The organism is Gemmiger sp., from assembly GCF_057431175.1.
Genome location: NZ_DBMDDV010000014.1, coordinates 12,103 through 25,150, shown reverse-complemented (window position 1 = coordinate 25,150; position 13,048 = coordinate 12,103). Strand labels below are relative to the sequence as shown.

The following is a 13,048-nucleotide window of genomic DNA, read 5'->3' as shown; positions in this document are numbered from 1 at the left end:
AGGTTCAAGTCCTGTCTCCGCAACCAACAAAAGCTCGTTGAAACGATAAGTTTCAACGAGCTTTTTTCTGCAATATGGCAAAAGTGGTAACATTCTGGTAACTTTGACCCCAAAATGACCCCAAAACGGCAAAGTGACTGCGCCCGGACGGTTGAGATTTTCAACCGTCCAGGCACTTTTTGTGGATAAATTTTGCGGAGTTGGCAGGTAAAAATAGGAGCGGTCAGACAAATTCACTGACTGCCTTGTGCGGGTTTCTGTTTGGCACTTTTGCGGTACTCGTTGGGGCTGGTGCCTTCGACCTTGCGGAAGCATTTGGAAAAATAGGGCAGTGAGCCGAAGCCAATCTGCTCAGCAATCTGGGTCAGGCTGAAATCGGTGCTGGTCAGTAAGGCTTTGGCCTCGGTGATGCGGCGCTTCATCAGGTAGTCGATGGGGGAGAAATTATACTCGTTCTTGAACGAGTGGGACAGATAATATTTGTTAACGTGGGCAATCTCCGCAAGCTTGTCCAGGGTAATGCTTTCACTGTAATTTTCATCGATATAGCGCTTTGCGGCGGCACATTCCTTGCTCTCGGAGGGCGGCGCAGTGAGGCGCAGCGAAACCGATGCCATGCGCACGATTTTGACTAGCAACACCTCGGTCAGGTCCTGGCAGACCATTTCGCAGCCGTCCTCTCGGGCATCAATCTCCCGCAGCAGCATCTTCATCAGGCTCAGCAGCTCCTCCCGTACGGAGCTGCATTTCAGCATGGTGTAGCCGCGATCCTTCTGCTCAAACAAAATTTCAATGCCTTCGATGCCCAGCACAATGTATTCCAGTGGGTTTGCCTGGTAACTCAACTCGGTGTGCAGGGTGCGGGGATTCACAATGACCATATCGTCCGGTGCGACGTCCAACATTTTGCCTTCGACGTTGAACTGACCGCGTCCATCCACGCAGTAGAACACTTCGGTGCAGGAGTGGGTATGCGGCACCGAGTTCCAGTCCCCGCCGAAGCGGCTCTTGCTCACGTACAGCAGGCGGATGGCCTCCCGCGGGGGAACATCCATATTGAATTCATACCGTGTGTTCATAGGCGGTGCGCCTCCGAATGACAAAATATTTACAAAAAATCCAAAGTATGCAGAGCAATATCGTTACATAATTAAGCAAGAACGGAAAGGTAAAAAGTCACGGGCCGTTTCCGGTTCCGTCCTTATTATATACGCATTTGGGGCGCATGGCAAGAGCTTTTCATAAAAAATCACGATGCAAAACAGAATAACGGCACGTTTCGCTGCAAACAGGCCCAAAGTTGGCAAGCTGCACAAAGAAAAGTCTTACTTTTTGTGCAGCTTTTTCTTTATTTTCTGATGTTGCCGCCGACATTCGAAAATAAAGCAAGATAGTACAAATGCGCAACAATATACCTACTGTTCAAAGAGGGCAGAAACAAGTATGATGATGTCAATGAAACGATGCCTGCTGCGGCAGACAAAACGGACAGAGAAGGGATTATGAAGATGGAGCAGACCGGAAGATTGACACTTCCCACAGACGCGGATGTGGTCGAGGAGACCCTGCGGCTGAAAAATCTGTTGGGCGCGGATGCGCTGCGCGACTGCGACGGTACCGAAATGCCGCAGGAATTGCTGACAGACCCCGCCAAAAAGTACGCTACCTATTATACGACCCGCAAGGACAACGCCTGGGCGGAGGCAAACCCGGACGAAATCCAGCAGGAGTACCTCATCAGCGACCGCCACACGGCGCGCGGCACGACGCTGCGCATTCATCTGATGGACGGCTTCCACACCCAGCAGCTCAAGGTCAACACGCTGGATGACCCCAAGCGCTGGTGGGAGGTCATCGACCGCACGACCGGTGAGGTCGTACCCACCGACAAGTGGTTCTTTGACGAGCCGACCGGTGAGGTTGAGATCGAAACCGTCCCCTACCACGAGTACACCGTCAGCTTTCTGGCGTTTTTGATCTGGGACCCCGTACACATGTACAACTTCCTGACCAACGACTGGAAGGACACGCCCCACCAGCTGACCTACGATGTGCGTCAACCCAAAACGCAGGCGTATGTAAAAGAAAAGCTGCGCCGCTGGTGCGAGGCCAACCCCCACATTGATGTGGTGCGGTTCACGACCTTCTTTCACCAGTTCACGCTGACCTTTGACGACCAGAAGCGCGAGAAATTCGTCGAGTGGTTCGGCTACAGCGCCAGCGTCAGCCCCTACATTCTGGAAAAATTTGAAAAGTGGGCAGGGTACAAGTTCCGCCCCGAGTTCATTGTGGATCAGGGCTACCACAACACGATGTTCCGCGTGCCGAGCAAGGAGTTCCGCGACTTCATCGAGTTCCAGCAGCAGGAAGTCTGCGCTCTTGCCAAAGAGATGGTCGACATCGTCCACTCCTACGGCAAGGAAGCGATGATGTTCCTCGGCGACCACTGGATCGGCACCGAGCCCTACGGCAAGTATTTTGCCTCCATCGGGCTGGACGCCGTGGTCGGCTCCGTCGGCAGCGGCGTTACGCTGCGGATGATCTCCGACATCAAGGGCGTCAAGTACACCGAAGGCCGTCTGCTGCCCTACTTCTTCCCCGATGTGTTCACCGAGGGCGGCGACCCGATCGGTGAGGCCCGCACCAACTGGATGAAGGCCCGCCGCGCGATTTTGCGCAGCCCGCTGGACCGTATCGGCTACGGCGGTTACTTAAAGCTCGCCAGCAACTGGCCCGGCTTTATCGACGAAATCCAGAATGTGGTCGGCGAGTTCCGCCAGATCCACGAAAATATGCAGGGCACAAAGTCCTACGTTGCCCCGTTCAAGGTGGCCATCCTCAACTGCTGGGGCGGTCTGCGCAAGTGGATGAGCAATCAGGTGCATCACTCCATTTATCACCGTGAGACCTACTCCGCCGAGGGTGTTCTCGAATGCCTGAGCGGCATGCCGTTTGACGTGGAGTTCATCGACTTCGATGACATTCGCAACGGCATCCCCAAGGACATCGGCGTCATCATCAACGTCGGCGATGCGTACACAGCCTTCAGCGGTGCCGAGAACTGGATCGACGAAAAGGTCGTGACCGCCATCCGCAAATTTGTGGACGAGGGCGGCGGCTTCATCGGCGTGGGCGAGCCCACCGCCTGCCAGCATCAGGGGCGGTACTTCCAGCTGTCCGACGTGATGGGCGTGGACCGCGAGATGGGCTTCTCGTTAAGCACCGACAAATACAACACCTGCGACCCGCACCACTTTATCCTGGAGGATATTGACACCGCCGTTGATTTCGGCGAGGGCACGAGCCGCATCTACGCGCAGGGCAAGCACTATCAGATCCTGGCGCAGGACGGCGAGTACAGCCAGTTGGTCGTCAACGAGTACGGCAAGGGCCACAGCGTCTACTTTGCCGGGCTGCCCTACTCCCCGCAGAACTGCCGCATTTTGCTGCGCGCCATCTACTACGCCGCCGGTATGCCGGAGGAGATGAAACACTACTACGTGACCAACGTCGATACCGAGGTCACGGTATTCCCCGAAACGAAGCGCATCGCGGTCATCAACAATGCAGATGCCGAGGAAAAGACAGACCTGTACATCAAGGGGCATCTGATCGACAGCCTGACGCTGGCCCCGCGCGAGATGCGCTGGGTAGACGATGCCGAATAACACCCGATAATTTATGCCCCGCCGTGGGACATACGTTATACAGCCAAAGAATGGAGAAACATTTTTAAGGAGGAAATCCCCATGAAAAAGAAGAATGCAGCAGCCCTTATGGCGGCAGCTATGGCAGCATCCCTGCTGGTCGGCTGCGGCGGCGGTGCCGCTTCCAGCAGCGCAGCTGCCTCTACCGCCGAGAGCACCCCTGCCGAATCCACCGCAGAATCCACTGCCGCCGACACCACCGCTGACGGCGACGAGACCCTGACCGTATGGGCATGGGACCCCAACTTCAACATCTACGCCCTGAAGCAGGCGGAGGCCATCTACCAGAAGGACCACCCCAACTTCAAGCTGAACATTGAAGAAAACGTCTACAGCGACATCGAGACCAAGCTCATCACCGCTGCCACCAGCGAGGATTACAGCACCCTGCCTGATCTTTTCCTGATGCAGGACTACTCCTACCACAAGATGGTCGCCAACTTCCCCGGTATCTACACCGACCTGACCGACTCCGGCTTGGATTGGGACAAGTTCTCCGGCGGCAAGCTGGCTGATTCTACCGTCGATGGCCACCACTACGGTCTGCCCTTCGACAACGGCGCTTCCGTCATGGCGGTTCGTTCCGATATGATCGAGAATGCCGGTCTGACCGTCGACGACTTCAAGGATCTGACCTGGAGCGAGTTCGAGGAGAAGGCGCAGAAGGTCGTGGACGCCAACGGCGTGCCGATGCTGACCTCCTCCGGCGGCTCCGAACTGATCATCGAGATGATGCAGTCTGCCGGTGCCTCCCCCGTGGTGGACGGCGAGGTCAAGATTGCCGACAATGCCGCGCTGAAAGAGTCCCTGACCGTCTACAAGGACATGGTCGACAAGGGCATTCTGGCCGAGTACACCGACTGGGACCAGTACATTGCTTCCATGAATGACGGCAAGGCTGCCGGCGTCATCAACGGCTGCTGGATCATGTCCAGCGTGCAGGCTGCCGCGGATCAGTCCGGCAAGTGGGCTATCGTGAATATGCCCAAGCTGGACGGCATCGACGGTGCCACCAACTACGCAAACTGCGGCGGCGCAAGCTGGGCCGTTTCCTCCAACTGCAAGAACACCGAGCTGGCCTTTGACTTCCTGAAGAGCACCTTCGGTTCCAGCGTCGAGCTGTATGACGATCTGCTGCCCAACGCCGGTGCGATCTCCAGCTACCTGCCCGCTGCCGAGAGCGACGTCTACAACCAGCCCTCCGAGTTCTACGGCGGCCAGACCGTTTACAAGGACATCGTTGAGTTTGCAGGCAAGGTCCCCGCATTCGACTGCGGCGCTTACTACTCTGACGTGCGCAGCGCCCTGACCGATGCCGTCACCAACGTCGTCCAGAACAACGCCGACATTGACAGCGAGATGCAGAACGCCCAGGATACCGTGGAGTTCAACATCGCTGGCTAAGCAAAACATGACACATACTGTGTCCGGTTACAACTGAGAATTTGCCAAGGGCACGGTTTGCATCTGATACGTCCGCTGCAAGCCGCGCCCTTGCTTTTGTGGCAAAATAGGAGACACTACGATGAAGAAAAAAGGACTGAATATGGAGCAGAAGCGCAGCCTGACGGGTTGGGCCTTCCTGCTGCCGGCAGCACTCCTGATATTTGTATTCTGCTTTTACCCCATGGTGCAGGCGCTGATCCTTTCGTTCCAGAAAGGCACCGGCAGCGCTGTACAGCCTGCGGGCTTTGCCAACTACGCGCGCATTTTAAAGGATGCCACGTTCCAGCAGTGCCTGTTTAACACGATTTTCTATTTCGTGATCCAGGTGCCCATTATGCTGATCCTGGCATTGATCCTGGCGCAGCTGCTCAACAGCCCGGACATTAAGGGCAAGGGCATCTACCGCACGATGATTTTCCTGCCCTGCGCCACGTCGCTTGTCTCCTACTCGATGATTTTCAAATCCCTGTTTGCCAACGATGGTCTGGTCAACCGGGTGCTGTCCACCGTGGGCATCCCCACAGTGGATTGGTTCCAGAACGCATGGGCGGCACGCTGGGTCATCGTTATTGCGCTGGTCTGGCGCTGGACCGGCTACAACATGGTTTTTTATCTTGCCGGTTTGCAGAACATTGACTACTCGATCTACGAGGCGGCCCGCATCGACGGTGCCTCCCCGCTGCAGCAGTTTGTTCACCTGACAATCCCCCTGCTGAAGCCCACCATCCTGCTGACTGCCATCATGTCCACCTCCGGCACGCTGCAGTTGTTTGATGAGTCCGTCAACCTGACGGCGGGCGGTCCCGGCAAGGCAACCATGACACTGACCCACTATATTTATAACATCTCGTTTGTCGAGACGCCCAAGTTCAACTATGCGGCGGCGCTGTCGGTGTTTATCCTTGTGGTCGTGGCAGTGCTGTCTGCCATCCAGATGAAAGTAGGTGATAAGCGTGACTAAGGGTAAAAAGATTCTGGCGCACGCTGTGCTGATTTTGGCCAGCTTCTTGTCTGTGTTCCCGCTGTACTATATGCTGTGCGGCGCGACGAACACCAGCATTGATGTTGTGCGCGGCAAGCTGATCCCCGGCACCTATCTGGTAGAAAACTTCAAGTCGCTGGTTGCCAACCAGAATCTGGGGCTGGCAATGGCAAACTCCTTCCGCAACGCCATCCTGATGACACTCATCACGCTGCTGGTCTGCTCCATCGCGGGCTATGGCTTTGAAATTTACCACGATAAGGCGAAGGACGCCCTGATGAGCGTCCTGCTGCTGGCGATGATGCTGCCGTTCGTGGCCATTATGATCCCCCTGTTCAAGATGATGTCCCACTGGGGGCTTGTCAACAGCTGGGCGGCGTTTGTGCTGCCGTCCATCTCGACGCCGTTTATGATCATGCTGTTCCGGCAGGCATCGCGTTCCTTCCCCAATGACATTATTGAAGCGGCGCGTCTCGACGGTTTGAGCGAGATCGGCATCTTCTTCCGGATGTTTGTCCCCATCATGCGCTCTACCTACGGCGCGGCGATGACTGTCACGTTTATGAACGCATGGAACAGCTACCTCTGGCCGAAGATCGTATTCCAAAGCAACGCATCCATCACAATGCCGATGCTGGTCGCAAACCTCAAGAGCGGCTACAGTGTGGACTACGGTATGCTGATGCTGGGCGTTCTGATCTGCACACTGCCCACCGCGATCATCTTCCTCTGCCTGCAGAAGAGCTTTGCCAACGGCATCACGGGTGCAGTCAAGTGATGGACGAACGAACCTACTGCCTGACGCCGGAGCAGTGGCGTCACGCCAAAGCCTGCCTGACGCTGGCAAAGCGCTGGGGGCTGATCGACGACGACAGCCCCGAGGCGCTGGAACGCCGCCGGGCGGCCAAAAACGCGCAGGCGGAAAGAGCGGAGCAGGACGGCAAGCCCGTGTACGGCACGCGGCGCTTCTCTGCCCCTGCCTACCTGCAATATGAGCTGACCCGCTTCAAGCTGGATTTCGCGGAGCCGTGCGAAAAAATCCGTGCGCTGGGTATCTGCCCGGATTTTACCGATGCACAGACCCGCGCCTGGTATGACGCGAATCCGGATCTGTTCACGCGGTACGCCGGCGACAGCTTCCCCTATGAGGAAGTAAAGCAAATCATCGAAAAGCGGATGCGGGAGGAGGTGTACAACAGCCTTGTGCAAGACCTATTACGTGGACCCACAGACAGGCCGTGACACCAACGACGGCCTGACGCCGGAAAAACCACTGGCCACACTGTTTGCCGTCAACCGGCTGGCCCTGGCCCCCGGTGACACGGTGCTGCTGAAATGCGGCAGCGTGTTTGAAAAGCAGTTCCTGCACCTGCGCTGCTGCGGCGAAAAAAATTGTCCCATCACCATCGCTGCCTATGGTGAAGGCAGCGCCCCGCGCATTGATGCTGACGGGCAGGGGCTTTGGTATCAGGACTATGGCTGCGCACTGGATTCACCCACCCATGTGTACCGCGGGTATGTTTCCTCCGCCGTGCTGCTGTATGATGCAGCCTATGTCACGGTGCGTGATCTGGAACTGACGAACCGTGCCGACGCTGTCATCGGCGAGCAATATTCCCAGCCGGATAAGCTGGAGCGCACCGGCGTGGCTGTGGTGGCGAAGGACAGGGGCACACGCTGCGGCATCACACTGCAAAACCTGCTGATCCATGATGTACACGGCAACGTGTACGACAAGCACATGAACAACGGCGGCATTTACATGACCGCCTTGCAGCCCGCAGATGAGACCGCTACCGGCGCGGCACGCTTTGCCGATGTGCTGGTCGAGGGCTGCTATGTGGCCCGCGTCAGCCGCTGGGGAATCGCGGTGGGGTATACTTACGCCCATGCGCAGTTCCAAGGTGCTGAACTGGCAGAAAAGACCTTTTTGCAGTACGGTCACGAGAATGTCGTTCTCCGTGATAACTACGTGAAAGCGGCGGGCGGCGACGGCCTGACGGTCATGTACGCCCTGCGCCCGCTGGTCGAGCACAACACGGCGGACTCCGTCGCCTGCGAGATGAACGACCGTGTTTATCGGGAGCCTGGCAATCGCATGGGCAAGGTGGCTGCCGCCATCTGGCCGTGGAAGTGCAAGGATGCGCTGCTGCGCTGCAACGAAGCCGTTGACACGCGGCTCAATCAGGACGGCATGGCCTACGATGCCGACTCCGGCGATGGCACGGTGTATGAGTACAATTACAGCCGCATGAATGAGGGCGGCTGCGTGATGTTCTGCCTGGAAGAAGCCATCCACAACACGTTCCGCGACAACGTCAGCTATGACGACCTCGGTGGCACGATCAGCCCCTCCCAAAACCCGGACGCACGGATAGAGGAGAACACCTTCTATGTCCGCAACGGCGTCCCCTTTGTCCGCCCCCACATGGGCGGCGGCAGCTATACCGAGCGGGACAACACAGTGATCCCCCTGCCGGAAAAAGAATAAGAATAAAGAAGCGCCCCGGATGCTGAGAGTTTCAACATCCGGGGCGCTCCTTTGTGGAAAAACGGCGGGCGATAAATCAAAAATACGGCATTACCCCTTGCCCCCGCGCAGCGCCTCAAGGTCGCTGCGGGTGTCGATGTCCCGCAGCTCGGCGGTGGGGGTGGGCAGCAGGCGGATCGCCTGCGGGTGGGCGCGCAGCACGGCGCTGCCGCCGCAGCCCTGCGGCAGGTGAAGGAGGGCAGCAAAATAATCCCGGCCGAACAGCACAGGGCTGCCCGGTGTGCCGTCGGGTGCGGCCGGCCGCCGGATCGTGTCCGACGCGGCACCGATCGCCAGCGCCTCCAGCGTCTGGCGGGTCAGGTAGGGCTGGTCCCCCGGCAGAAACACACACCCCTGCAGGTCGGGCTGCTGCGCCAGCAGCGCGGTCAGGCCCAGGCGCACCGTATCGCTGCGGCGTGGCTCGGCATGGCGCAGCACGGGGAAGCCCCCTGCACGGCAGAGGGCCTCGACCTCGGCCGAGCGGGTCACGGCAATGCGCCCGGCAAACACCGGCGCGGCGGCCAGCGCCAGCGCATGGGCAGCCAGCGGCCGGCCGTTCAGCTCGGCCATCAGCTTGTTGCCGCCGAACCGCCGCCCCAGCCCCGAGGCCATGACGATGCAGCCCAGCGGCGGCACAGGGCAGTCCAGATCGTACACAAAGGCGTCCGGGTCGGCGCAGAGCGCGCGCAGGAACGGGGTGTCCTGCTTGCGGACGACCGCGAGAACGCGGCAGACTTTCAACAGATCCAGCACGCTTTGTTGAAAATCCGCGCAGCCGCTCTCCAGATAGCCAAGCTCGTCCAGCACGGCCCAGCCGCCGGCCGCCGCCATCCGCTGCAGGGCGGGTAGCCCCACGGCGGCAAAGCCGGCCGGCACGGGGCGCATCCGGTTTTCACCGGGGGGCAGGGCGGCATCAAACCGGCCGATGACCGCCGCTGCCCCGGCGGCTGTATCGCGCATCTCGACCCATCTGCCCGGGACGGCAGCGGTGAGAAGCATCGGGGCATCGGGGCAGAGGGATGGCATAAGTGCGCGCAGCAGCGTTGTTTTGCCGCTGCCACGCCCGCCGGTCAGCAGCAAGTGGCGCTTACCGCTGGCCCGGAAAGAACGCAGAATAGAACTCGCGGCTGGTCTGTACACAGGCATCACGGTAGGCCTCATACCTTTCTAAAAATTGGCGGGCCTCGGCGGTCAGGGTGCTGCCGCCGCCGCCCCGCCCGCCGATGGTCTTGCAGGTCAGGGCAAAGCCCAGTTCTTTTTCGGCGTGCTGCACAAGCCGCAGCGCCTTGGAGTAGGAAAGCCCCATCTGCGCCGCTGCGCTGCGCAGCGAGCCGGTCTCCTCGATCAGATGGAGCAGGCGGCAGGGCCCCTCGCCAAAAAAGCGCTCGCCTGCGTCATCGCAGAGCATCACGCGCAAAGCAGGTTTCATGGTATCACCTCACAGCGGCAGCAGGGCCAGACGGCGTCGGCCCCGGCAGTCGGTAACGGGCAGCAGCTCCAGCGGGCCGTACACGGCGGCAAGGGCTGCCTGCAGCACGGCAGGCGGGTCGGTTCTGGGGTGCAGCACCGCCGCGACCCCGCCGCCCTGCAATACCACCAGTATATCACAGCTGTCCAGCGCCAGCGCGGGGTCGTGCAGGCAGACCAGCGCGGTCTTGCCGCCGGTGTGGACCAGCTGCGCCAGCAGCGCGGTCATCCGGCGGCGGTTCGCAAGGTCAAGCGCACTGTCCGGCTCGTCCAGCAAAAGCAGCGGCGCATCCTCGGCAATCGTACGCGCCAGAATACAGAGCTGCTTCTCGCCGCCGCTCAGCGTCAGGTAGTCCTGCCCGGCCTTGTCGGCCAGACCTACGGTGCGCAGGGCCTCGTCCGCAGCGGCGCGCATGGCGGCGGTGGGGCTTTGCAGGACCCCCAGCCGCGGGTTGAAGCCCATAAGCACGACCTCCCGCGCCGAGAGCGAGACCGAGATGCCGCTCTGCTGCGGGATATAGCTGACGGTCTGCGCAAGCCTGCGGGTGGACAGACTCTCCAGCGGGACGCCGTCCAGAAGGCACTGCCCGGTGTGGGGCAGCAGCCCGGCGGCCGCCTTGAGCAGCGTGGTCTTGCCGCTGCCGTTTACCCCCAGCAGCCCGATCAGCTGCCCGGACACCGGGACAGAAAAGCTGACCCCTTGCAGCACGGCCGCTGTGCCGTACCGTACGGTGAGGTCCTGCACGCAAAGCCCCACGGGCGGGGGCGTGGTTTGTGGCATCATGACGCATCCCTCCCCGGCCGCAGGATCAGATAAAGCAGAAACGGTACGCCCAGCAGCGAGGTAAAGATACTGACCGGCAGCTCGGTGGAGGCTGCCGTCTTGGCCAGCGTGTCGGCTGCCAGCAGCAGGGCGCTGCCCAGCAGCCCGCTCAGCAGGCAGGCCGAGCGCCGGTTGTGCCCCGCCAGCAACCGGGCGCTGTGGGGGGCCAGCAGCCCGACAAAGCTGATAAGCCCTGTCACGCTGACAACGGCAGCGACCGTCATGGTGGCAAGTGTCAGCAGCAGCAGGCGCATCGCGCCCACCCGCACGCCGAGCAGCCGGGCCTCGCCCTCCTCGATCGAGAGCAGCAGCGCCTGCCGGTGCAGCGCAAAGATCGCCGCGCAGCAGACCAGCACGACCGGCACCGGGAACCACACCCGGCTGCGGGTCACGGCGGCCAGACTGCCCATGATCCAATACTCGATGCTGGCCAGCTCCTTCTCGGGGTCGGCGGTCAGCTTGAGCAGCATCAGCAGCGTCTGGGCCAGCGCGTGGACGGCGATGCCCGCCAGCACCAGCGACATTTTGCTGCGCCCCGGCGCGGCAGCGGCCAGCCCCAGCGAGAGGAACACCGCCGCCAGCCCGCCCGCAAAGGCACAGACCGTGGTGGACAGCGCCCCTGACGAAACGAACAGGATGGCGAATGCCGCGCCGACACTGGCCCCCGAGGAGACGCCGATGATGTCGGGGCTTGCCAGCGGGTTGCGGAATACGGTCTGGTAGACAAAGCCGGCCGCCCCCAGCCCAAAGCCGCCGATCAGCGCCATAACGGCGCGGGGCAGCCGCAGCACGGTGAAGGTGCGCACTGCCATGGCATCGCCGGCCAGCAGCGCCGCCGGTGTTATGGGGTAGCGGCCCAGCGCAAGGGCCGCACCAAAAGTCATAAAAACGCAGAGCGCTGCGCCCAGAAGGCACAGCGCCGTGCGCTTGCGGTTATTCATAGGAGGCAGGGGTGAAGCCGTAGTAGGTCGTGTAGAATGCATCGGCGCAGTCGTGGTAGAACTGCTCGCTCACCTGCTCGGGATGCAGCACGCTGCCCAGATAGACGCTGCCCAGAAAGCTGCCGGGCACGGGGGAGTCCACAGCCTCGATGGCGTGGGGCAGCTGGTAGACATGGCCCTCCTTGACGGCGGTGCAGTCGGCCAGTGCGGCATCGTTCAGGACGGAATCGACATCATAGTCGGCATCGGACGCCAGAATGATGTAGTCGGGGTCCCAGTCCAGCACCTGCTCATAGGAGACCTCGGCCCAGTAGGTGTCCTCAACACTGGCGGCAGCGTTGAGACCGCCGGCGTTCTCGATCATATAGTTCTGGTACATGGCGGGGCCGGCGGTCTGCAGCACAGAGCTGTTGCCGGCCATGTAGACGGTGGGGGCCTCGGCATCGCCGATGGCCTCGTGCAGGCTGAGCAGGTTGTCCTCGATCGCGGACTTCAGCTCCTCACCGCGGGCAACGGTGTTGGTGGCCTGAGCCAGTAGGTCGATGGCGCCGTAGAGCTTGTCCTGATCCTCCGGCTTGACGGCCAGCACGGTCAGGCCCAGTTCCTCCATCTGGGGGATGGAATCCTTCAGCTTGGCGGGCACGATGACAAGGTCGGGGGTCAGCGCGGCGCAGCCCTCAAGGTCAAACTCCTTGGCGGTGCCGATGCTGGGCAGGCTCTGCAGCTCGGGTGCGGAGAGGCTGTAGATCGTGCGCTTGTCGGCCTTGGCCTCGACGCCGACCAGCTCGTCCTGCACGCCGAGGGCGATGAGCAGGCTGGTGGAGATGTAGTAGCCGCTGGCCAGCGTCTTGGGCTCGGTCTCGATGGTGACCTCGCGGCCCAGCTGGTCGGTGACGGTCAGCGGGTAGGTGACGGCGGTCTCGGCGGCGGGTGCAGCGGCAGCCTCCTCGGGGCTGGCGGTGACCTCGGGTGCAGCGGCGGAGGCGGCGGCCTCGCTGCTTACGGCGGCGGTGCTGCCGCAGGCGGTCAGCGCCATGGCGGTGGCCAGCAGCAGGGCGGTCATTTTGGTCATTTTCATGGATCTTTTTCCCTCATACAATAAAAAATATCGTTGTATTTTTAAAACAACAACGGTATTATACCAGATTTTAT

At 60.5% G+C, this 13,048-nt stretch carries 12 protein-coding genes; 6 read left to right on the top strand and 6 right to left on the bottom strand.

Annotation, left to right across the window (positions count from 1 at the left end; all coding sequences use genetic code 11):
• Positions 1-233: 233 nt before the first annotated feature.
• The gene (locus tag ACZO0A_RS06750) at positions 234-1,079 is read right to left on the bottom strand and encodes an AraC family transcriptional regulator (protein WP_302375771.1); all 846 of its coding nucleotides are present in this window, start codon (positions 1,077-1,079) and stop codon (positions 234-236) included.
• Positions 1,080-1,502: 423 nt separating this feature from the next.
• On the opposite strand from ACZO0A_RS06750, the gene gnpA reads away from it, so the two are divergent.
• The 6 genes from gnpA (at position 1,503) to ACZO0A_RS06720 (ending at position 8,626) form a co-directional block, all read left to right on the top strand.
• The gene (gene gnpA / locus ACZO0A_RS06745; RefSeq protein ID WP_302375769.1) at positions 1,503-3,668 is read left to right on the top strand and encodes a 1,3-beta-galactosyl-N-acetylhexosamine phosphorylase; all 2,166 of its coding nucleotides are present in this window, start codon (positions 1,503-1,505) and stop codon (positions 3,666-3,668) included.
• Between the two features lie 81 nt (positions 3,669-3,749).
• Complete coding sequence (locus ACZO0A_RS06740) at positions 3,750-5,111, top strand: ABC transporter substrate-binding protein (RefSeq protein ID WP_291212733.1); 1,362 nt, start codon at positions 3,750-3,752, stop codon at positions 5,109-5,111.
• 121 nt (positions 5,112-5,232) lie between these two features.
• The gene (locus tag ACZO0A_RS06735; RefSeq protein WP_302375768.1) at positions 5,233-6,114 is read left to right on the top strand and encodes a carbohydrate ABC transporter permease; all 882 of its coding nucleotides are present in this window, start codon (positions 5,233-5,235) and stop codon (positions 6,112-6,114) included.
• Positions 6,107-6,913 carry a carbohydrate ABC transporter permease gene (locus ACZO0A_RS06730; RefSeq protein WP_333490664.1) on the top strand — a complete coding sequence of 269 codons (807 nt, stop codon included), beginning with the start codon at positions 6,107-6,109 and terminating at the stop codon, positions 6,911-6,913. The genes ACZO0A_RS06735 and ACZO0A_RS06730 overlap by 8 nt, the downstream gene beginning before the upstream one ends.
• Entirely contained in the window at positions 6,913-7,377 is a 465-nt protein-coding gene (locus ACZO0A_RS06725; RefSeq protein WP_302375766.1) for a hypothetical protein, read from the top strand. Before ACZO0A_RS06730 ends, ACZO0A_RS06725 begins: the two co-directional genes overlap by 1 nt.
• Entirely contained in the window at positions 7,337-8,626 is a 1,290-nt protein-coding gene (locus tag ACZO0A_RS06720; protein WP_302375764.1) for a right-handed parallel beta-helix repeat-containing protein, read from the top strand. Before ACZO0A_RS06725 ends, ACZO0A_RS06720 begins: the two co-directional genes overlap by 41 nt.
• Before the next feature lie 90 nt (positions 8,627-8,716).
• On the opposite strand, the gene ACZO0A_RS06715 is transcribed toward ACZO0A_RS06720, so the two are convergent.
• The 5 genes from ACZO0A_RS06715 to ACZO0A_RS06695 are packed head-to-tail and all read right to left on the bottom strand — an operon-like array spanning position 8,717 to position 12,974.
• Complete coding sequence (locus ACZO0A_RS06715; RefSeq protein ID WP_302375763.1) at positions 8,717-9,811, bottom strand: NTP transferase domain-containing protein; 1,095 nt, start codon at positions 9,809-9,811, stop codon at positions 8,717-8,719.
• Positions 9,753-10,094, bottom strand: a complete 342-nt coding sequence (locus ACZO0A_RS06710; RefSeq protein WP_302375761.1) for a winged helix-turn-helix domain-containing protein — start codon at positions 10,092-10,094, stop codon at positions 9,753-9,755. The genes ACZO0A_RS06715 and ACZO0A_RS06710 overlap by 59 nt, the downstream gene beginning before the upstream one ends.
• A gap of 9 nt (positions 10,095-10,103) precedes the next feature.
• Entirely contained in the window at positions 10,104-10,916 is an 813-nt protein-coding gene (locus ACZO0A_RS06705) for an ABC transporter ATP-binding protein (protein WP_302375759.1), read from the bottom strand.
• On the bottom strand, positions 10,913-11,896 hold the full coding sequence (locus tag ACZO0A_RS06700; protein ID WP_278543806.1) for a FecCD family ABC transporter permease: 984 nt from the start codon (positions 11,894-11,896) through the stop codon (positions 10,913-10,915). Before ACZO0A_RS06700 ends, ACZO0A_RS06705 begins: the two co-directional genes overlap by 4 nt.
• Complete coding sequence (locus ACZO0A_RS06695; protein WP_302375757.1) at positions 11,889-12,974, bottom strand: ABC transporter substrate-binding protein; 1,086 nt, start codon at positions 12,972-12,974, stop codon at positions 11,889-11,891. The genes ACZO0A_RS06700 and ACZO0A_RS06695 overlap by 8 nt, the downstream gene beginning before the upstream one ends.
• Positions 12,975-13,048 lie beyond the last annotated feature (74 nt).